Source organism: Faecalibacterium butyricigenerans (genome assembly GCF_020687345.1).
GTDB classification, from domain to species: Bacteria; Bacillota; Clostridia; order Oscillospirales; family Ruminococcaceae; genus Faecalibacterium; species Faecalibacterium butyricigenerans.
This window is the reverse complement of record NZ_JAJEQL010000040.1, coordinates 1-18,966: the sequence shown is the minus strand read 5'-3', so window position 1 is coordinate 18,966 and position 18,966 is coordinate 1. Positions and strand designations below refer to the sequence as shown.

General features: G+C 60.5%; 18 protein-coding genes and 1 pseudogene. 16 read left to right on the top strand and 3 right to left on the bottom strand.

Annotated features, from left to right (window positions below; translation table 11 throughout):
- Positions 1-154: 154 nt before the first annotated feature.
- The gene (locus LKD23_RS11420) at positions 155-730 is read right to left on the bottom strand and encodes a uridine kinase family protein (RefSeq protein ID WP_227621754.1); all 576 of its coding nucleotides are present in this window, start codon (positions 728-730) and stop codon (positions 155-157) included.
- A gap of 274 nt (positions 731-1,004) precedes the next feature.
- On the opposite strand from LKD23_RS11420, the gene LKD23_RS11415 reads away from it, so the two are divergent.
- The 6 genes and pseudogenes from LKD23_RS11415 (at position 1,005) to LKD23_RS11390 (ending at position 5,462) form a co-directional block, all read left to right on the top strand.
- Positions 1,005-1,583 (top strand): DUF3793 family protein, encoded by a 579-nt coding sequence (locus tag LKD23_RS11415; protein ID WP_227621753.1) that lies wholly within the window; start codon positions 1,005-1,007, stop codon positions 1,581-1,583.
- Positions 1,584-2,019: 436 nt separating this feature from the next.
- Positions 2,020-2,235, top strand: a pseudogene (locus LKD23_RS11410) (FeoA family protein).
- Positions 2,236-2,319: 84 nt separating this feature from the next.
- On the top strand, positions 2,320-2,541 hold the full coding sequence (locus tag LKD23_RS11405; RefSeq protein WP_015565615.1) for a FeoA family protein: 222 nt from the start codon (positions 2,320-2,322) through the stop codon (positions 2,539-2,541).
- Positions 2,542-2,566: 25 nt separating this feature from the next.
- Positions 2,567-4,759 carry a ferrous iron transport protein B gene (gene feoB / locus LKD23_RS11400; protein WP_227621752.1) on the top strand — a complete coding sequence of 731 codons (2,193 nt, stop codon included), beginning with the start codon at positions 2,567-2,569 and terminating at the stop codon, positions 4,757-4,759.
- Positions 4,760-4,795: 36 nt separating this feature from the next.
- Positions 4,796-4,972, top strand: a complete 177-nt coding sequence (locus LKD23_RS11395; protein ID WP_207677805.1) for a FeoB-associated Cys-rich membrane protein — start codon at positions 4,796-4,798, stop codon at positions 4,970-4,972.
- Positions 4,973-5,072: 100 nt separating this feature from the next.
- A complete protein-coding gene (locus LKD23_RS11390) occupies positions 5,073-5,462 on the top strand; it encodes a metal-dependent transcriptional regulator (protein ID WP_227621751.1) in 390 nt (129 codons plus the stop codon).
- A gap of 65 nt (positions 5,463-5,527) precedes the next feature.
- Here LKD23_RS11390 and hflX read toward each other — a convergent pair whose 3' ends face one another.
- Together hflX and LKD23_RS11380 are read right to left on the bottom strand one after the other, a co-directional pair.
- Positions 5,528-6,793, bottom strand: coding sequence for a GTPase HflX (gene hflX / locus LKD23_RS11385; RefSeq protein WP_227621750.1), 1,266 nt, complete (start codon positions 6,791-6,793; stop codon positions 5,528-5,530).
- Entirely contained in the window at positions 6,790-7,398 is a 609-nt protein-coding gene (locus LKD23_RS11380; RefSeq protein WP_227621749.1) for a GNAT family N-acetyltransferase, read from the bottom strand. The genes hflX and LKD23_RS11380 overlap by 4 nt, the downstream gene beginning before the upstream one ends.
- A 201-nt stretch (positions 7,399-7,599) precedes the next feature.
- Between LKD23_RS11380 and LKD23_RS11375 the strand changes: the two genes are divergently transcribed.
- The 10 genes from LKD23_RS11375 (at position 7,600) to LKD23_RS11330 (ending at position 18,628) form a co-directional block, all read left to right on the top strand.
- A complete protein-coding gene (locus LKD23_RS11375; protein WP_227621755.1) occupies positions 7,600-9,393 on the top strand; it encodes a bifunctional homocysteine S-methyltransferase/methylenetetrahydrofolate reductase in 1,794 nt (597 codons plus the stop codon).
- Between the two features lie 71 nt (positions 9,394-9,464).
- Complete coding sequence (locus LKD23_RS11370) at positions 9,465-10,994, top strand: lipopolysaccharide biosynthesis protein (protein WP_227621748.1); 1,530 nt, start codon at positions 9,465-9,467, stop codon at positions 10,992-10,994.
- 19 nt (positions 10,995-11,013) lie between these two features.
- A complete protein-coding gene (locus tag LKD23_RS11365) occupies positions 11,014-11,214 on the top strand; it encodes a glycosyltransferase family 2 protein (RefSeq protein WP_227621747.1) in 201 nt (66 codons plus the stop codon).
- A 13-nt stretch (positions 11,215-11,227) separates the two neighbouring features.
- A complete protein-coding gene (locus LKD23_RS11360; RefSeq protein WP_227621746.1) occupies positions 11,228-12,217 on the top strand; it encodes a glycosyltransferase family 2 protein in 990 nt (329 codons plus the stop codon).
- A 350-nt stretch (positions 12,218-12,567) separates the two neighbouring features.
- Positions 12,568-15,273, top strand: coding sequence for a valine--tRNA ligase (locus LKD23_RS11355; protein WP_227621745.1), 2,706 nt, complete (start codon positions 12,568-12,570; stop codon positions 15,271-15,273).
- A gap of 32 nt (positions 15,274-15,305) precedes the next feature.
- Complete coding sequence (locus tag LKD23_RS11350; RefSeq protein WP_227621744.1) at positions 15,306-15,803, top strand: VanZ family protein; 498 nt, start codon at positions 15,306-15,308, stop codon at positions 15,801-15,803.
- A gap of 4 nt (positions 15,804-15,807) precedes the next feature.
- Positions 15,808-17,079, top strand: a complete 1,272-nt coding sequence (locus LKD23_RS11345; protein ID WP_227621743.1) for a folylpolyglutamate synthase/dihydrofolate synthase family protein — start codon at positions 15,808-15,810, stop codon at positions 17,077-17,079.
- An 86-nt stretch (positions 17,080-17,165) separates the two neighbouring features.
- Positions 17,166-17,492: an anti-sigma factor antagonist gene (locus tag LKD23_RS11340; protein ID WP_227621742.1), complete on the top strand. Its 327-nt coding sequence runs from the start codon at positions 17,166-17,168 to the stop codon at positions 17,490-17,492.
- Between the two features lies 1 nt (position 17,493).
- Positions 17,494-17,931, top strand: coding sequence for an anti-sigma F factor (gene spoIIAB, locus LKD23_RS11335; protein ID WP_227621741.1), 438 nt, complete (start codon positions 17,494-17,496; stop codon positions 17,929-17,931).
- A gap of 22 nt (positions 17,932-17,953) precedes the next feature.
- Entirely contained in the window at positions 17,954-18,628 is a 675-nt protein-coding gene (locus LKD23_RS11330) for a sigma-70 family RNA polymerase sigma factor (RefSeq protein ID WP_227621740.1), read from the top strand.
- Positions 18,629-18,966 lie beyond the last annotated feature (338 nt).

The following is an 18,966-nucleotide window of genomic DNA, read 5'->3' as shown; positions in this document are numbered from 1 at the left end:
AGAGGTAGGGAGGGGGGAGTCGAAACACCCCTCCCTGCCTCTGGCCCGCGCGGAGCGCAAGCCACTTGACCGTAAGATAAAAACTGCCCCGCGCCACCAGCGCGCACGCCTACTTAAAGAAAACCAAGCCCCACCGCAAGAGCGCTCTATACCATTACCCCGTAACGACCGTCATCTCCGCATTTCGTTCAATGGCATAGTCCGTAAAATATTCCTCTTCCAGCGGGATCCAACGCTGCACGAAATTCAGATACCGCTTCCCCTCCCGGGCACGAAGCCGCCGCATCTGTTCTTCCGCCGAGCAGGTGACGAATACTTTTATATCATAGTAGGGCGCAAGGCTGGGGTGGTGGCTGTAGCTGCCCTCTACGATGACCAGCGGCGCAGGCCCGAGCACCCGGGGCGGCAGATAGGCGCCCTCCCGGCAGGAGTAGGCCTTGTAACACACGGCCCGCCCGGCCCGTGCGGGCGCGACGGCCTCGGCCCGCAGCCGCTCGAGGTGCATATTGGCGCAGGGAATGCGCTCCCAGCCTGTGACCCGCTGGGGCGGCGGGAGATAAAAGTCGTCGGTGTGGAGGGTGATGCTCTGGGGAAAGCGCTCTGCCAGCTGTGCGGACAGCGTTGTTTTGCCGCTGCCGCACCGGCCATCCAGCGCCACGAGGACGGTGGGCTGCTGCTTGAGCCGGGCCGTGATCAGACCGGACAGCTCTTCGGGGGACACAAGATGCATGGGGACACCATTCCTTTGCTCAATGATCCTTTTGCCCAGTATAGCACGGCAGAGAAGATGGGGCAAATATTTTTGTAAAAAGGTGTTGACACAGGGCCAAAGCTATGGTAAGATAATGTCACGTTAGGAACAACTAACCTGAAAGATTCCAAGAGACAAAGCGGCTGCTGCCGCGTTCTTTTTGCAGTATTGGTTAGCTGATTCTAACTGCATCTTCTGCATAAGCATCGCGCCGCAGGGGACAATAGCAGAAAACAGGCAGGGAGGCCGGGAAATGGAACGCAACTTTGAGACTGTGATGATCGAGCAATGCGCCCCGGTGCTGGCTGGCCTGAAGCCTGCGGGACTCTTCCGCTATGAGACCAGAGACTGCGCAGACCTTGCCCGCCGCGTCCGCAGCTGGAATGAGCAGCTGGACGAAAAAGGCCTCTGCGTCCGCGTCCTCAAGGGCTGTATGCGGACGCACCAGTATCTCGTGTACGTCTACCGCGAGAGCAGGCTGCGCGTCCTACTGGCCCAGCCGCAGGTGCGGGACTTCCTGCGCGGCGAGGGGTACGACCTTCCTCAGCAGCCGGACGACGATGCGCCGCTGCTGCGGCAGCTGTCCCGGAGGCTCTGCTGTGAGGCTGATTTTCCCCATGAGATCGGCGTATTTCTGGGCTACCCCCTCCCCGATGTGGTGGGCTTTATCGAAAATGAGGGCCGCAACTTCACCTGCTGCGGCTGCTGGAAAGCCTACGGCGACCCTGCCGCTGCCCGGCAGCACTTCGCCCAGCTGAACAAGTGCACGGCGGTGTATCTCCGCCTGTTCCACAGCGGCACCCCCATCCAGCGTCTGGCCGTCGCAGCCTGACGCTCCTGAAATTCTGACATTCACTTCCAAATACTCTCTTTTTATCCTGGCGCCCGTCGGAGTCTGCTTAAAATAGACGATGATGGGAAGAAATCCTCCTTTTGACACGCGGCCGCCCGTTGCAGAATACCCCCTGCACCGGGCGGCTGTGTCATATGTGGAAATTGTTAAATTTTTCTGAAAAGCGAGGATAAAATTTGTTAGTTCATACAAACTAACTTTTTTTACGGAAAAATGATTGACAGAATGGGTTAGTAAGTGTAAACTATCTATGCTGATAGTTGCGACTGACTAACTGCCGTAGCTTTTCGGAGGGGGACGCGGACATGAGCGAGCGCGTTGCGGCGTCTGGCTGGTGCGGCCATCCCCGAGGACGAAAAAAGCGAACCGAAACGCTCCCCGCAGAATGGGGAGCACGAATGGGAGTGGAACAATTATGATGCCTTTGACTATGGCAAAAGCGGGCGAGACCGTCACCATCCGCAAGATCACCGGGAAGGATGAGGTGCGGTTGCATCTGGCCGAACTGGGTTTCGTAGTGGACAGTTAGGTGACGATCGTCAATGAGATCGCAGGCAACCTCATCGTTCAGGTCAAGGAGAGCCGTCTGGCCCTCGACAAGACGATGGCGAACCGCATTATGATCGGCTGAGCAGCGGCGAGACCGCTGTTTGGGAGACGCTCCGAAACTGGGATAGTCTCTGAATAGAAAGAAGACAAGCAGAGGAGGATTTTTATGAAGACTCTGAAAGACGTTAAGGTCGGCGAGACTGCCACCGTGGCGCGCCTGCACGGCGAAGGCCCGGTGAAGCGCCGCATCATGGACATGGGCATCACCAAGGGCGTTGAAATTTATGTCCGCAAGGTCGCCCCTCTGGGCGACCCGATGGAGCTGACCGTGCGCAACTACGAACTGAGCGTGCGCAAGGCCGACGCTGAAATGATCGAAGTCGTTTGATCGCAACGAGAGGAAAGGAGCTGCAATGAGTATCAAAATTGCACTGGCCGGCAACCCGAACTGCGGTAAGACTACCCTGTTCAACAATCTGACCGGCTCGAACCAGTACGTCGGCAACTGGCCCGGTGTTACCGTCGAGAAGAAGGAAGGCAAGCTGAAGGGCGAGAAGGATGTCATCATTCAGGATCTGCCCGGCATCTACTCCCTGTCTCCGTACACTCTGGAGGAGGTCGTCTCCCGTACTTATCTGGTCAAGGAGAAGCCCGACGCCATCCTGAACATCATCGATGGCACCAACATCGAGCGCAACCTGTACCTGACCACCCAGCTCATCGAGCTGGGCATCCCCGTGGTCATGGCAGTCAACATGATCGACCTCGTCCGCAAGAACGGCGACAAGATCGACCTGAAGAAGCTGAGCGCCGAGCTGGGCTGTCAGGCAGTCGAGATCAGCGCCCTGAAGGGCGAGGGCACCGAGGCCGCTGCAAAGGCTGCTATGGCTGCTGCAAAGGCAGGCAAGGCCGGCGAGCTGCCCCACGTCTTTACCGGCAGCGTCGAGCACGCCATCGCGCACATCGAGGAGTCCATTCAGGGCAAGGTCGATGACCGCTTCCTGCGCTGGTACGCCGTCAAGCTGTTCGAGCGCGACGACAAGGTCATGGATGAGCTGAAGCTGTCCTCCGACCTGACCGCGCACATCGACCAGCACATCAAGGACTGCGAGACTGAGATGGACGATGATGCCGAGAGCATCATCACCAACCAGCGTTACGCCTACATCAACGGTGTCGTCGATAAGGCTGTCAAGAAGAAGGCCCGCGTCGAGCACCTGACCGTTTCTGATAAGATCGACCAGATCGTCACCAACCGTGTTCTGGCCCTGCCCATCTTCGCAGTCATCATGTACCTGATGTACTCCCTGTCTGTGGGTACTTCCATCGCCGACGGCGGCTGGGCCATCGGCACGTTTGCGACCGACTGGACCAACGACGTCCTGTTCGGTGAGATCGTCCCCAACGCGCTGGGCGGTTTCCTCGAGAGCATCGGCGTGGCGGGCTGGCTGTACGGCCTGATCATGGACGGCATCGTCGCCGGTGTCGGCGCAGTTCTGGGCTTCGTTCCCCAGATGCTGGTCCTGTTCTTCCTGCTGTCCATTCTGGAGGATGTCGGCTATATGTCCCGTGTCGCCTTCATCATGGACCGTATCTTCCGCAAGTTCGGCCTGTCCGGCAAGAGCTTTATCCCCGTGCTGGTCGGCACGGGCTGCGGCGTCCCGGGCGTCATGGCTTCCCGTACCATCGAGAATGAGCGCGACCGCCGCATGACCATCATGACCACCTGCTTCATCCCCTGCGGCGCAAAGATGCCCATCATCGGCCTCATCGCAGGTGCGGTATTCGGCGGTTCTTCTCTGGTGGCTGTCTCCGCTTACTTCATCGGCATGGCTGCCATCATCTGCTCCGGCATCATCCTGAAGAAGACCAAGGCCTTTGCAGGCGACCCTGCTCCCTTTGTCATGGAGCTGCCCGCATACCATATCCCCGCTTGGGGCAATGTCTTCCGCGCTACTTGGGAGCGCGGCTGGTCCTTCATCAAGCGTGCAGGCTCCGTCATTCTGGCTGCTACCGTCGTCCTGTGGTTCCTGCAGGGCTTCGGCTTCGAGAATGGCGCCTTCGGCATGGTGGAGGATCAGGACAACTCTGTGCTGGCAGCGATCGCCACCAAAGTCGCTTGGATCTTCGCTCCTCTGGGCTTCGGCAACTGGAAGGCAACGGTCGCTTCTGTCTCCGGCCTGATCGCAAAGGAGAATGTCGTCGGTACCTTCGGCGTTCTGTATCACTTCGGCGGCGAGGAGCTGTCTGAGAACGGCGATGAGATCTGGAGCCTCGTTGCGGCAGATTACACCGCTCTGAGCGCTTATGCATTCATGATCTTCAACCTGCTGTGCGCTCCCTGCTTCGCTGCTATGGGTGCGATCAAGCGTGAGATGAACAACGGCAAGTGGACGGCATTCGCCATTGGCTATATGTGCGCACTGGCCTACTGCTCTGCTCTGGTCGTGTACCAGCTGGGCGGCCTCATCACCGGTGAAGTCGGCTTCAACTTCTTCACCGTCGTGGCCGTGGTCATCGTCGCTGCCTTCCTGTATCTGATGTTCCGTCCCAACAAGTATGTGAACGACAACGAAGTCAAGATCGACGTTTCCAAGATCAAGTAAAAATTTCTCAAAACGCGCTGAAAGGAGTGCATTTTTATGATGGAGTTTCTGGCTGCGAATTTCAATCTGCCGACGATCATCGTCGGAGCCATCGTGTTTGGCGGTGTGGGCTGGATCACATGGCACTCTCATAAGCACGGCGGCTGCAGTGGATGCAGCGGCGGCTGTGACTGCGGCGGAAGCTGCAGCAGCTGCAAGGGCGGCTGCCACTGAGCAATAATGGAAGAGAAGGGGGCGCGGGTCAGAGCTTTGGCCCGCGCCCCTTTTGAAAATCGAGAGTTAGTGTAACAGAACGAAAAGAGAGTGATACGAGATGGAACTGACGCCGGCACACCTGCGCTACCTGCTGGCCATCTATGAGGTCTCGCAGACCCATCTGGACATCAGCTCCCGCAGCATTGCCGAGAAGCTGGGCGTGACCAAGCCCTCGGTAGTGCGGGTGATGAATCTGCTGATGGAGCGGGGAATGATCGTCAAGGAATATTACGGCAAGATCTACCTCACCGACCGGGGCATCTTTGTGGCCCGGGAGGTCAGAAAGCAGCTGGACGAGGTGCTTGCCCACTTCCCGCCGGTGGAAGCAGAGCTGACCGACGAGGAGCGGCTGACCGCTGCCCTCGCCCTGACTGCGGCCCTGCCGGAACGGGTCTTTACCGGACGGTACGACCAGCTGATGGCGGAAATGCCCCCGGCTGCGGGCTGACCGCCTGCCAAGACAGCAAAAGAGCCAGACTCAGGCTGAGTCTGGCTCTTTTTGGGTGCAGGATGTCAGACGAGGTAGCCCTCGAAGCAGTGGAGGTCCTCGGTCTTTACGATGCCCTCAAGGTAGAGGCCGTCTTCGCGGTACTCCTCCAGCTGGACGCTGCCGCGCTCCCGCATGGGGGCGGCGAGGCCCAGCTTGTCGTAGGGCAGCAGGACGCGGATGGTGTGGACGCGGTCGCTGAGGGTCTCGTCCAGCTTTTGCAGCAGCTTATCGAGTCCGTAGCCGGTCTTGGCACTGGTGAGCAGGATGTCGGGGTCAAAGCTCAGTGCACCGGGCTTGTCGCACTTGTTGTAGACGGTCAGGCGGGGGATGTCGGCGCAGTCGAGGCCGTCCAGCACCTCGTCGGTGACGGCCAGCTGCTCTTCCCGCTGCTCGTCGCCTGCGTCGGCCACCCGGACGATGACGTCCGACCATGCGGCCTCTTCCAGCGTGGACTTGAAGGCCTCCACCAGATTGTGGGGCAGGCGGGAGACGAAGCCGACGGTGTCCACCAGCAGCACCGCCATCCCGCTGGGCAGGACGAGCTTCCGGCTGGTGGGGTCGAGGGTGGCGAAGAGCATATCTGCCTCGGCGACGCTGGGGCCGCAGAGGGCGTTCATCAGGCTGGATTTGCCGACATTGGTGTAGCCCACGAGGCTGACCACCGGCATCCCGGTCTTGGCGCGGGCCTTCCGGCTCTCGCCCCGGCGCTTTTCCATCTCGGCCAGCTTCTCGGCCAGCGCGTCAATGCGGGCGTGGACGTGGCGGCGGTCCAGCTCCAGCTTGGTCTCACCGGCACCGCGGCGTGCACCGCCGCCGCCGCCGCCACCGCCGCCCTGACGGCTCAGGCTCTCGCCCATGCCCTGTAAGCGGGGCAGGCGGTAGCGCAGCAGGGCCAGCTCGGTCTGAAGCTTGCCCTCGTTGGTCACAGCGCGGCTGCGGAAGATCTCGAGGATGAGCATGGTGCGGTCGATGACCTCGAGGCCTCCCAGCGCAGTGGAGATGTTGCGGATCTGGCTGCCGGTCAGCTCGCCGTCAAAGACGGCGCACACGGCCCCCAGCTCTGCGGCGGCAGCGGCGGCTTCTTCCAGCTTGCCGCTGCCCAGCACGATGCCGGTCTCGGGGGTCTGGCGCTTCTGGGTGACTTCGGCCACGGCCTCCATGTGGTTGGCCTCACACAGCGCGGCCAGCTCGGCGAGGCTGCGCTCGCAGTCCCACAGGCCCTGATCGAGGGCCAGCAAAATTACCTTCGTCGGGGGTGTTTCCACTAAAATATCGTAAAGTTCGCTCAAAATGATTCCTTTCGTTCCAGATAATGCTCTCTTGTCACTGCATAGCATCTGCAGGGGACGGGGGAGCCGTCGAATTTGTGGTACTCTGCGTCATGGTCGTAAACGAAGCCTGCTTTGGTCATGACCCTGCCGCTGGCGGGATTTTCGGCGGCATGGCAGCAGGCGAGCCAATTACTGTCCGTATTCTTGAACCAGTATTCTACTAAAGCGTCCAGCGCCTCGGTGGTATAGCCCTTGTTCCACCAGCCTCTGCCGATGCAGTAGCCCGGCTCCCAGATGCCCTCGGAAATATCCCGCCCGGGCCACTCGGCCTTCTGCTGCGGCTCGCCCGCAAGGCTGTTGTAGATGCTGATGGAGCCGAACACCTGCCCGGAGGCCTTTTCCACGATGGCCCACTGGTAGTAGTCCTCGTTGGGGTAGAGCAGCGCCCATGCGGCCAGCAGCTCCCGCGTCTCGGCCACATCTTTATGCGGCGTCCAGCGCAGCCAGCGGGTGACCTCCGGGTCGCTGGCCCAGTTGGCGTACATCATCGGGGCATCGGACGGCAGAAGGCGGCGCAGAAGCAGCCGCGGCGTTTCGATCTCCTGTGTGCCGGCGTGGCGCATGATACATTCCTCCAAACTGCTATAAATATGCATAGAATAGCACAAAAGCGGCTCCGGTGCAAGCAAAAATGGGCCATTGAGAGACAAAAATGCTTGACAAGTGCGCAAACTTCATTAAACTGAAGATGACTGCACAAAAGCTCCGTCCCGGGGGAGCCGGGAAAAATAGAGGGAAAAACGAAGGAAAAGGAGAACCTTATGATGACGGACATCCGAGAGTATCTTGCCCATAAGCCGCTGCTGTTCGACGGCGGCATGGGTACCTATTATAAAGCCGCGCCGGGCGTAGAATGCGAGCTGGCGAACCTCACCGACCCTGAAGGGGTGAAGCGGGTCCACGCCGAGTATCTGGCGGCGGGCGCACAGGCCATCAAGACCAACACCTTCGGCCTGCCCCGGATGGCAGCGGCCCAGATGCCGGGCTGGGAAGAGCTGGCCGAGGCGGGCTGGAAGCTGGCCTGCGACGCCGCCGCCGAGAAGGACGCTGCCGTCTTTGCGGACCTCGGCCCGGCTCTGGACACAGAGGCCGCCCCGGCCAGCAGTGCCTACGGCCTTGCAGCCCAGCAGTTCGCGGCGCTGGGGGCAAAGAATTTTCTTTTTGAGACGCTCAGCTCGGATGTGGGCGTGGTGGAGGCTGTGAAGGCCCTCCGGGTAGCTGTGCCGGACGCCTTCATTATGGTGTCTTTCGCGGTGCTGCCGGACGGCTACACCCGCGAGGGCCTGCTGTTCCGCGACCTGCTGCACCGGATGGAGGGCAGCGGCGTGGTGGATGCCGTGGGCCTGAACTGCGTTTCGGCTCCGGGCGCGATGAAGAAGCTGGTGCAGGGGCTGGGCGAGACGCGGCTGCCCCTGTCGGTGATGCCCAACGCGGGCTATCCGGTCGTCACCCGGGCGCGGGTGCTGTATCAGGGCAAGCCGGAGTATTTTGCCCGGGAGATGGGCCAGATCGCTGCCGCCGGTGTCCGCATTCTGGGCGGCTGCTGCGGCACGACCCCTGCCCACATTGCAGCCCTGCGGGCAGAGCTGGATGCTCTGCCCCGGCAGACTGGAGCCGCCCCGGCCGCAAAACTTTCCACCGTCGCCGCGCCGGAGGTGGAAAAAGACGACGCCTTCCTGCGGAAGCTGGACAAAGGCGAAAAAGTCATCGCCATTGAGCTGGACTCTCCCCGGGTGGCCGACCTGAGCGGCTATCTGGACGGCGCACGGAGATTGCAGGCCGCAGGTGCCGACCTGCTGACCATCGCCGACTGCCCCATCGCACAGGCCCGGATGGATTCCTCCCTCGTGGCCTGCCGGGTGCATCGGGAGCTGGGAATGTGTGCCCTGCCTCACATGACCTGCCGCGACCGCAATCTGAACGCCACGAAAGCCCTTCTGCTGGGCCTCTACGCCGAGGGCGTGCGGGAGGTGCTGGCCATCACCGGCGACCCCATCCCCACCGCAGAGCGGGACGAGGTAAAGAATGTCTACCAGTTCAACTCCCGCAAGCTGGCCCAGTACATCGTCTCTCTGGCCGGGGAGGGCCGGGAGATGCCCTCGCCTATGACGGTGTTCGGCGCATTGAACCTCAACGCCCGGAATTTCGACGTGGAACTCCGCCGGGCCGTGGAAAAGCTGGAAAACGGGATGGCGGGATTCCTGACCCAGCCGGTGCTCTCGGCACAGGCAGTGGAAAATCTCCGCAAGGCCCGCCAGACGCTGGGCGAACGGGCGAAGATCCTGGCCGGCATCATGCCGGTGGTCAGCCAGCGGAACGCCATCTTCATGGAAAATGAGATCAACGGCATCCATGTGGAGGAGGACATCATCCAGCGCTTTGCGGGCCTCGACCGGGAGCAGGGCGAGGCGCTGGGCCTTGAGGTGTCGATGCAGATGGCTCGGGAGGCCCTGCCCTACGCCGACGGCTTCTACCTCATGACCCCCTTCAACCGGGTGGCTCTGATGGAGCGGCTCATCGCTCGGCTCCGGACCGAGCTTCTGGACGCGGAGGGGTGAGAGATCATTGAAAGCGCCGCTGTAAAATGGTATCATAAAAGAAAAAACTCCGGGAAGGAACCAAAAGAAAAATGCGGACACGTTACACCCTCATCAACATGGTGGTCAACATCGGCGGACAGCTGCTCAATCAAGTACTGGGGTTCATTGGGCGGATGGTGTTCATCCACTATCTGTCGGCGGCCTATCTGGGCGTCAACGGCCTGTTCACCGATGTGCTGGGGATGCTGAACCTTGCAGAACTGGGCATTGGCACGGCCATGATCTTCAGCCTGTATGAACCTGCGGCTAAGGACGATAAGCGCAAGCTGGCCCAGCTGATGAACCTTTATAAGATACTATACCGCGTCGTCGCGGTGATCGTTTTGCTGGTGGGCCTTGCGTTGATGCCTTTCTTGGGCTTCTTCATCAAGGACAGCGGCGGCATCGAGAATTTAAAGCTCATCTACCTGATGTATGTGGCAAACTCGGTGTGCTCCTATCTGCTGAGCTACAAAAACTCCATCTTTCTGGCCTACCAGAAGGCCTATGTGAAAAACCTCTGGGCGGTGCTCTGCGACGCAATCAAGACCGTCCTCCAAATCGTCATCATCGTCCTGACCCGGAACTTTATCCTCTACTTGCTGGTGCAGTTCGTGCTGCAGTTCATCCCGAACATCATCGTGTCCTGTAAGGCAGACAAGGAGTACCCCTACCTGAAGGAGTGCAAGGAGCTGCCTGAGCGGGAGGAGTTCTTCGGCATCCTGCGGAACATTGGCGCGATGAGCTTCCACAAGCTGGGCACGGTCATCGTGCGGAACACCGACAGCCTTTTGATGTCCAGCTTCGTGGGCCTGCTGTCGGTGGGTATCTACTCGAATTATAAGCTCGTTTTGTCCGGCATCAACAACCTGATGGACAAATTCTCCAATGCCTTTACCGGCAGTCTGGGCAACTTGGGCGCCATCGAGGACGAAACGCGGGTCTACGGCATCTATCAGGAGCTGGATCTGCTCTTCTTTGTCATCTATGCCTACTGGACGGCGGGTTTTTTTGCACTGTTCAACTCCTTCATCACCATCTGCTTCGGCCCGGACTACTGCTTCTCGGTGGCGACGGTGGCCGTCCTCGTGATGGAATTCTATATTTCGGGCCAGCGGAAGGTCAACCTGATGTTCCGGGAGGCGAAAGGATTGTTCTGGTACGACCGGTATAAGCCGCTGTTCGAGTCGGTCATAAACCTGACGACCTCGCTGCTGCTGGTGCAGAAGTTCGGCGTGGCGGGCATCCTCGGCGGCACGGTCATCAGCAGTGTGTGCACCTGCGTCTGGGTGGAGCCTTATATTCTGATGCGCTACGGCATCCGGGACGAGTGGCAGAAGAAGCTGCGGGATTATTTTGTGCGGTACGCCCAGCGTGCGGCCATGGTGACGGCGCTGGCGGCGGTGTCCTACGGCTGGGTGAAGTTCTGCCCGGCAAAAAATATCCTCTGGTTCCTGCTGGACGGCATCCTCTACACTCTGCTGTTCGCGGTGGTCATGGTGCTGTTCTGCCGGAAGACGCCGGCCTTCGCCCAGCTTAAGGGCAGAGCGCTGGCTATCTTGAAGAGAGGCGGAAAATAAAATGGAGAAAAATGGACCCTTGATCTCTGTCATCGTGCCAGTCTACGACGTGGGAAAGTACCTGTCGAAATGTCTGGACAGCCTTTTGGCCCAGACGTGGCGGAATCTTGAGATCATCGTGGTGGACGACGGCTCACCGGACGGCAGCTGGGACATCATGCAGGACTATGCGGCCCGGCGGATGTGGAAGCTGGCCAAACGGATACAGAAGAGAACGTAAAAGGAGATACAGAATGGAGAAAAATGAACCCTTGATCTCTGTCATCGTGCCAGTCTATGACGTGGAGAAGTACCTGCCAAAATGTCTGGACAGCCTTTTAGCCCAGACGTGGCGGAACCTTGAGATCATCGTGGTGAACGACGGCTCACCGGACGGCAGCTGGGATATCATGCAGGACTATGCGGCCCGGGACAGCCGCATCCGACTCCGTCGGCAGAAGAACGGCGGTCTGAGCGCGGCCCGGAACGCCGGGCTGGAGCTGGCCAGGGGCGAGTGGATCGGATTTATGGACTCCGACGACTACGCGGCCCCGGAGATGTATGAGACACTTTACCGGGCGGCAACAGAGCACGACGCTCAGATGGCCGTGTGCAGCCTCGCCTATGTGACGCCGGACGGGACGCCTCTTCCCCGCACCTCTCCCATCACAAAGGACGAGGTCCTGACGGGGAGGGAAGCTTTGCAGCGGCTGAGCGGCCCTCAGAACTGGTACTATGTGACTGTGATGAACCGTCTGTACCGCAGGAGCCTTTTTGAGGACATCCGTTTCCCGGAAGGCAGGCTCCATGAAGATGAATTCACGGCCCACCTGTTCTATTGGCAGTGCGAGCGGATCGCGATGGTCAAAAAGGGGATGTACTACTACGTCCAGCGGAGCGGCAGCATTATGCACACCGAGTCTGTCCGCAATCGGGTGGATGGGGCGAACGGAATGATGGAACGGGCTGATTTTGCGCGGGAGCACGAGATGTACATCCTTGCGTTTGCCGCCTGCAACGGTGCGCTGGGCTGCATCGCATTTGCAAAGGGCAGCACGCCGGAGGAGCGGCAGGCCCTCGCGCAGGTGACAGAACGGGTCGACCGTCTCATCGACCGGCTGCTGAGGGTGCCGGGATGCCGCACCGAAAAGGCAAAGGTAGCGCTGTTCCGCCTGTCGCCCGCACTTTACCGCTTGGCCCTGAAAATTCGGGGGGGGGGTAGAGGAACCCACAGACGGCTGTGAAAAATTTTATCCAGAGCAAAAAGAGATTGACAAAACGCACAAAAAACGCTATATTCTTTTTATAAATGCAAGGAAAAAGAGTGTGCGCTGTTTTGGAACTGCCATCCAGAGAGCCGGGGGGCTGCTGGAAACCCGGTATGGCGGTGCGGCGTGCTGTCGCTTTTGAGCAGAGGCGGGGAAAGGGAGTAGTCGCCTCCGGGTCTGCCCCACGTTATCGGGGCATCAAGGGGCACGCGGCAAAGCGCTGTGTGCAATTTGGGTGGTACCGCGGTTATATTCAGCCGTCCCATGGAACGCTCCGTGGGGCGGCTTTTTTCGTCCCACCAATCAATCATCCGGGAGGATTCTCTATGAAAGAACTCGCAAAGCAGTATGATCCGAGCCAGGTGGAAGACCGCATCTACCAGTTCTGGCTGGATGGCGGCTACTTCCACACGAAGGCCGACCCCGACAAGAAGCCCTACACCATCGTCATGCCCCCTCCGAACGTCACCGGCCAGCTCCACATGGGCCACGCCGTGGACAACACCATGCAGGACATCCTGATCCGCACCAAGCGGATGCAGGGCTACGCTGCCCTGTGGGTGCCCGGCACCGACCACGCCTCCATCGCCACCGAGGCCAAGGTCGTGGAGGCCATGCGTGCGGAGGGCCTGACCAAGGAGATGGTGGGCCGCGACGGCTTCCTCGAACGTGCATGGGCTTGGAAGACCAAATACGGCAACCGCATCGTCAGCCAGCTCAAGAAGCTGGGCAGCAGCTGCGACTGGGAGCGTGAGCGCTTCACTATGGACGAGGGCTGCTCTGAGGCCGTCAAGGAGGTCTTTGTCCGCCTGTACGACAAGGGCCTCATCTACCGCGGCAACCGCATGGTCAACTGGTGCCCCCACTGCAACACCTCCATCTCCGATGCTGAGGTGGAGTATGAGGAGAAGGACGGCAATTTCTGGCATCTGCTCTACCCGGTCAAGGAGACCGGCGAGATGCTGGAGCTGGCCACCACCCGTCCCGAGACCATGCTGGGCGATACCGCCGTCGCCATCAACGGCGAGGACCCCCGCTATGCCCACCTGCACGGCTGCCATGTCGTCCTGCCCCTGCTGAACAAGGAGATCCCCATCGTCTGCGACGAGCACGCCGACATGACCAAGGGCACCGGCGTCGTCAAGATCACGCCGGCCCACGACCCCAACGACTTCGAGGTCGGCCTGCGCCATGACCTGCCCATCGTCCGCGTCTTCACCTACGACGGCCACATGACCGGTGCCGCCGACAAGGCTGCGGCCGACGCTCTGTTTGCTGCCGGGAAGAACACCGTCAACGAGCCTCATGTTCTGGACTGCGGCAAGTACGCCGGCATGACCACCCTCGAGGCCCGCAAGGCCATCCTTGCCGACCTGAAGGAAGGCGGCTTCCTGAAGGAGATCGAGCCGCTGAAGCACGAGGTCGGCACCTGCTACCGCTGCCACTCCACCATCGAGCCGATGGTGTCCAAGCAGTGGTTCGTCAAGATGGAGCCTCTGGCAGAGCCTGCCATCGAGAGCGTGGAGAAGGGTGACATCAAGTTCGTGCCCGAGCGCTTCACCAAGAACTATATGAACTGGATGAAGAACACCCGCGACTGGTGCATCAGCCGTCAGCTGTGGTGGGGCCACCAGATCCCGGCATGGTACTGCGACGACTGCGGCGAGACTGTGGTCGCCAAGAGTGCACCCTGCGCCTGCCCCAAGTGCGGCAGCGCAAAGCTGACGCAGGACCCCGACACCCTCGACACCTGGTTCTCCTCCGCGCTGTGGCCCTTCAGCACGCTGGGCTGGCCCAATGAGGAGAGCGAAGACCTCAAGTATTTCTACCCCACCAACACCCTCGTTACCGGTTACGACATCATCGGCTTCTGGGTCAGCCGCATGATCTTCTCCGGTCTTGCCTACACTGGTAAAGCCCCCTTCGACACCGTCTGCATCCACGGCATCGTCCGCGACAGTCAGGGCCGCAAGATGTCCAAGAGCCTTGGCAACGGCATCGACCCGCTGGAGGTCATCGCCCAGTACGGCGCGGACGCCCTGCGCTTCATGCTGGTGGACGGCTCCACCCCGGGCAATGATATGCGCTACAGCGAGAAGAAGGTGGAGGCTGCCCGCAACTTTGCGAACAAGCTGTGGAACGCCACCCGCTTCGTGCTGATGAACCTGCCCGAGGACTTCCAGCCCGGCCTGCCCAGTGAGGACAAGCTGGACATGAGCGACAAGTGGGTGCTGACCAAGCTGAATCAGGTGGCCGGTGCCATGAGCGACAACCTTGACCACTACGAGATGGGTCTGGCTGCGGCGAAGATCAACAGCTTCATCTGGGACGTCTACTGCGACTGGTTCATCGAGATCGCAAAGCCCCGCCTGAACTCCGGCGACGCCGAGCAGGCCGACACCGCCCGCCGCGTGCTGGTGTATGTGCTGGACAAGGCCCTCAAGCTGCTGCACCCCTTCATGCCCTTCATCACCGAGGAGCTGTATCAGGCCCTGCCCGGCTCTGCCGAGACCATTATGACGCAGGAATGGCCCACCGTGGACGAGAGCCACAACTGGGCAGAGGAAGAGGAAGCCTTCGAGAAGGTGATGGACTACATCAAGGCTGTGCGTACCATGCGCACCGAGATGAACGTCCACCCCGCCAAGAAGACCAGCATGATCATCGAGACGGCCGACCCGGCCCCCTTCCAGAGCGCCGAAGTCTATCTGGCAAAGTTCGCGTTCGCCACCGATGTGACCTTTACCGCCAAGTATGAGGGCAGCACCGACGGCATGGTGCAGGTGTCCACCCACGCCGCCCGCGGCTTCATCCCCATGATGGAGCTGATCGACCGCGACAAGGAGCTGGCCCGCCTGAACAAGGAAAAGGCCAAGGCCGAGAAGGAGCTGGCCATGTTCGAAAACCAGCTCAACAACCCCAAGTTCGTCGAGCGCGCCCCTGCCGCACTGGTGGAGGACATCCGCGCCAAGCACGCCAAGAGTCAGGATAAGCTCGCCAACATTGAGCAGAGCATCAAGGCTCTGGGCTGATGCGGGGAAAGGAGATACCCACGGAGTCCAATATGCAAAAGACCTCTCCTTGGCTCATTGCGATGCGAGTCCTCTTTGCCTTCGCGCTCATCGCCTGCATCGTGTTCATCTTCTCGAACTCCATGCAGATCGCCGATGTCTCATCTGTGGCCAGCGGCAGGGCGCTGACCCTGATGCGAAAGGTGTTCACCCGGCTGGGGATGTCCGGCATCGCCAGCCGCCTGACCGACCACATCGTGCGCAAGATGGCGCATTTCTGCGAGTATATGCTGGAAGGCTTCCTGCTGACGCTCTGCCTGCGGGTCTACACCCGGCGGTTCGTCCGCCACATCTCGTGGCCTATTCTGGGCGGTCTGCTCACGGCCCTGACCGACGAGACCATCCAGATGTTCAGCGATGGCCGGAGCAGCCAGATCACCGATGTCTGGCTGGATTTTTCCGGCGTGCTGACCGGCATTCTGGTGGGGATGTTCTGTCTGGCCCTGTGCAGGATGTGCTATCTGCTCTACAAACATCGAAATGAGGATTGACGCAATGACCATCGAACAGGCAAACGAATATTTTTCCTCTCTGCCCGAGGGCTTTGCCCCGGCGGAGGAGCTGAGCGCTGCCCTGACGGCGGATGCCCGGAAGGTGCAGTTCGTCGGCGTGGCCGGTACGGCGGGCAAGACCGCTGCCGCCGGTCTGCTGGCGGCGATCCTGCGGGAGGCGGCGTTCCACACCGGCTTCTACCGTGCCGGATGCGAGCCGCTGTCGGCCCGCATCGCCATCGGCGGCGTGTCGGTGGATCCGGTGCTGTTCTGTCAGGCCGCAGAGGCCCTCAGCGCCGCAAAGCCTCTGCCCCGCGCAGCGGCAGAGCTGGCGGCTGCGGCCTGCTGCTTCGGTGCGGCAGGCTGTAAGCTGGCTGTGGTGGAGCTGCCGGATGCAGGTCTGGCGGCTGCCCTGCCCAGTATGCCGGTCTGCGCCGTCACAGCCATCGGCCCCGACGGCGTGAGCCGTTCGGTGGAGCGTCTGGCCGCGCTGGCGGCGGGCGTCATGCGGAAAGGCGCGGTCTGCGTCACCGCGCCGGAGCAGCCGAAGGCTGTCCTGAGCGAGCTGGTGGTGGCCGCAGCCAAGGCGGAGTGCGAGCTTGTGGTGCCCGACGCCGAGGACATCACCTTCCTTGAGGCGGAAAAATTCACCAGCCGGGTGGACTACGGCGGATACACCGCGCCGCTGGCCTTCCTTGGCCGTCACGCGGCGGGCAATGCCGCCGTCGCAGTAGAGCTGGCGCTGGCCCTCTGGCGGAAGGGCTTCGAGATCCCCGATGAGGCCATTCTGGCGGGCCTTGCCGCTGTGGAGAACCGCAGCAGCATCCGCGTCCTGTCCCAGAAGCCCCTCATCATCCTCGACGCCTGCCGTACCCCCCAGCAGGCCGCAGCCCTTCTGCGCGTCCTCAATATGGCCAAGGTGCGCCACATGAGCGCAGTCATCGGCCTGACCGGGGAGGAGGGCGCAGAGGCCTTCTTTTCCGTGCTGGAAAGCGGTCTGACCCCTGAGGAACAGAAGAAGGACAAGGGGACGATGCCCGGCATGAGCGAGAACCCCTTCGATAAAGTCTTTCTCGTTGCCCCGGCGGGGACGGAAGCTGCGCTGGCCGAGCGCCTGACCGAAAAGGCACGGTATCACTTCGACGCCGTGCTCTGTCCGTCGCTGGCCGACGCCGTCAAGCAGGCGAAAGCCAACAGCCGCCGCGGCCTGCTGGTCTGCGGCAGTGAGGCCATCGCCCTCGAGGCTGAGAAACTGTTGAGCGACACCGTTCTCTAAAAAATAACCCGAAAGACCTGTACACTGAAAAGGTGCACAGGTCTTTTCTTTATCCAGAAAAAAGGACAAGCAAAGGAGATGAGGATATGGCAACCGTGACTTTCAGCGCGGCAGACGATGTGCTCTACGCCTATCTGGCCGGTGAGATCGACCACGATGCGGCGCAGGGGCTGCGCATCCAGCTGGACGATGCCCTGCTGACCCGCAGCCCCCGCATTCTGGTCATGGATCTCGGCGGAGTAGGATTCATGGATTCGTCGGGCATCGGGCTGATCTTAGGACGGCAGCGCTGTGCCCGGACGCTGGGCGGCAGCCTGCGCATCCAGCACGCGCCGGAACAGCTCCGGCGGGTCTTACAACTTGCAGGCATTCCCTGCACCGAGCCGGGCGGGGAAATATCAGGAGGGATATGAAATGAAAGCGGAAAACAGTGTGAAGATCCAGTTTGACTCCCTGAGTGCCAACGAGGCCTTTGCCCGGGGCGCGGCGGCAGCGTTTCTGGCCCGGTACGACCCCACCGTGCCCCAGCTGGCCGACATCAAGACAGCAGTGTCCGAGGCAGTGACCAACTGCATCGTCCACGCCTACCCCGACCGCATCGGCCCGGTGACGCTGTGCATCGCAGTCTACCCGGAACGGCTGGTCAAGATCACGGTGATGGATAAAGGTGTCGGAATCCCGGACATCGGGCGGGCGATGGAGCCGCTCTTCACCACCGGTAACCCGGAGGAGCGCTCCGGTCTGGGCTTTGCGGTGATGCAGAGCTTTATGGATAAGGTCAAGGTGTCCTCCCAGTCCGGTAAGGGGACGCGGGTGGTGCTGACCAAGCGGCTGGATGAGCGCTCTACATAATAAAAGAAAAGAGGGCGTTGCAATGGTAACGGACAAGACCCGGCGGAGTGCATTCATCGAGCAGAATCTGGGGCTGGTGCATTCCTGCGCCGGGCGGTTCCGGGGCAGGGGCATCGAGTACGATGACCTCTACAGCGCGGGGTGCATGGGGCTGGTCAAGGCCTATGACGGCTTTGACGAGTCGCGGGGCGTCTGCTTTTCTACCTATGCCGTGCCAGTCATTCTGGGGGAGATCAAAAAGCTGTTCCGGGATGGCGGCACCGTGAAGGTGAGCCGGTCGCTCAAAGAGCTGAGCCTGCGCATCAATGCGGCACGGGAGCATCACTGCAAGCTCTGCGGAGTGGAGCCGACCCTGTCGCAGTTGGCGGAGGAGCTGGGGGAGAGTGTGGAGAACATCACGCTGGCCATTCAGGCGGCCCAGCCTGCGGTGAGTCTGACGCCGGAGAACCGGGAGGAGAGCGACCGACAGATGGACATTCCGGTAGAATCGCCGGAGGAAGAGCTTGCCGATAAGATCGGTCTGGCAGAGGTGCTGAAAGGCCTGCCGGAAGAAGACAGGCGCATCATCCAGCTTCGTTTCTATGGAGGAAAGACCCAGAGCGACACTGCAAAGCTGCTGCATACGACGCAGGTGCAGATCTCCCGGCGGGAGCGCAAGATATTGAAGGTGATGCGGGACAGGCTGCTGGATGAATGACAAGACAGAATGGTCAAATCCGGGAGAAAAAACTGGGCAAAAAGACGAACCGAAAAATAATTCGAAAAAAGTGTAAAAAAGACTTGCTTTTTGGGAAATCCTGTGCTAAAATATATAAACGTCAGGCGGACGTCTGACAGAAACGCCTTTGAAATGAGCGACAGAAAAGCACGAAGGTCGATTGGTTCTCCCAAGAACTTCAAAAAATCTTCAAAAAAGTGCTTGACAAAAAACCGCTTCTGTGGTAAAATAATTAAGCTGTCAGCCGCTTGGCTGAGGCGCTACAGGACCTTGAAAATTGAACAATATCGAAAAACTTGTAACGGAACCTATTTTCG

Excerpts from the sequence above, each read along its gene's own strand:
- LKD23_RS11420 (WP_227621754.1), bottom strand. The coding sequence starts at position 730 with ATGCATCTTGTGTCCCCCGAAGAGCTGTCCGGTCTGATCACGGCCCGG.
- LKD23_RS11415 (WP_227621753.1), top strand. The coding sequence starts at position 1,005 with ATGGAACGCAACTTTGAGACTGTGATGATCGAGCAATGCGCCCCGGTG.
- LKD23_RS11405 (WP_015565615.1), top strand. The coding sequence starts at position 2,320 with ATGAAGACTCTGAAAGACGTTAAGGTCGGCGAGACTGCCACCGTGGCG.
- feoB (WP_227621752.1), top strand. The coding sequence starts at position 2,567 with ATGAGTATCAAAATTGCACTGGCCGGCAACCCGAACTGCGGTAAGACT.
- LKD23_RS11395 (WP_207677805.1), top strand. The coding sequence starts at position 4,796 with ATGATGGAGTTTCTGGCTGCGAATTTCAATCTGCCGACGATCATCGTC.
- LKD23_RS11390 (WP_227621751.1), top strand. The coding sequence starts at position 5,073 with ATGGAACTGACGCCGGCACACCTGCGCTACCTGCTGGCCATCTATGAG.
- LKD23_RS11380 (WP_227621749.1), bottom strand. The coding sequence starts at position 7,398 with ATGCGCCACGCCGGCACACAGGAGATCGAAACGCCGCGGCTGCTTCTG.
- LKD23_RS11375 (WP_227621755.1), top strand. The coding sequence starts at position 7,600 with ATGACGGACATCCGAGAGTATCTTGCCCATAAGCCGCTGCTGTTCGAC.
- LKD23_RS11370 (WP_227621748.1), top strand. The coding sequence starts at position 9,465 with ATGCGGACACGTTACACCCTCATCAACATGGTGGTCAACATCGGCGGA.
- LKD23_RS11360 (WP_227621746.1), top strand. The coding sequence starts at position 11,228 with ATGGAGAAAAATGAACCCTTGATCTCTGTCATCGTGCCAGTCTATGAC.
- LKD23_RS11355 (WP_227621745.1), top strand. The coding sequence starts at position 12,568 with ATGAAAGAACTCGCAAAGCAGTATGATCCGAGCCAGGTGGAAGACCGC.
- LKD23_RS11350 (WP_227621744.1), top strand. The coding sequence starts at position 15,306 with ATGCAAAAGACCTCTCCTTGGCTCATTGCGATGCGAGTCCTCTTTGCC.
- LKD23_RS11345 (WP_227621743.1), top strand. The coding sequence starts at position 15,808 with ATGACCATCGAACAGGCAAACGAATATTTTTCCTCTCTGCCCGAGGGC.
- LKD23_RS11340 (WP_227621742.1), top strand. The coding sequence starts at position 17,166 with ATGGCAACCGTGACTTTCAGCGCGGCAGACGATGTGCTCTACGCCTAT.
- spoIIAB (WP_227621741.1), top strand. The coding sequence starts at position 17,494 with ATGAAAGCGGAAAACAGTGTGAAGATCCAGTTTGACTCCCTGAGTGCC.
- LKD23_RS11330 (WP_227621740.1), top strand. The coding sequence starts at position 17,954 with ATGGTAACGGACAAGACCCGGCGGAGTGCATTCATCGAGCAGAATCTG.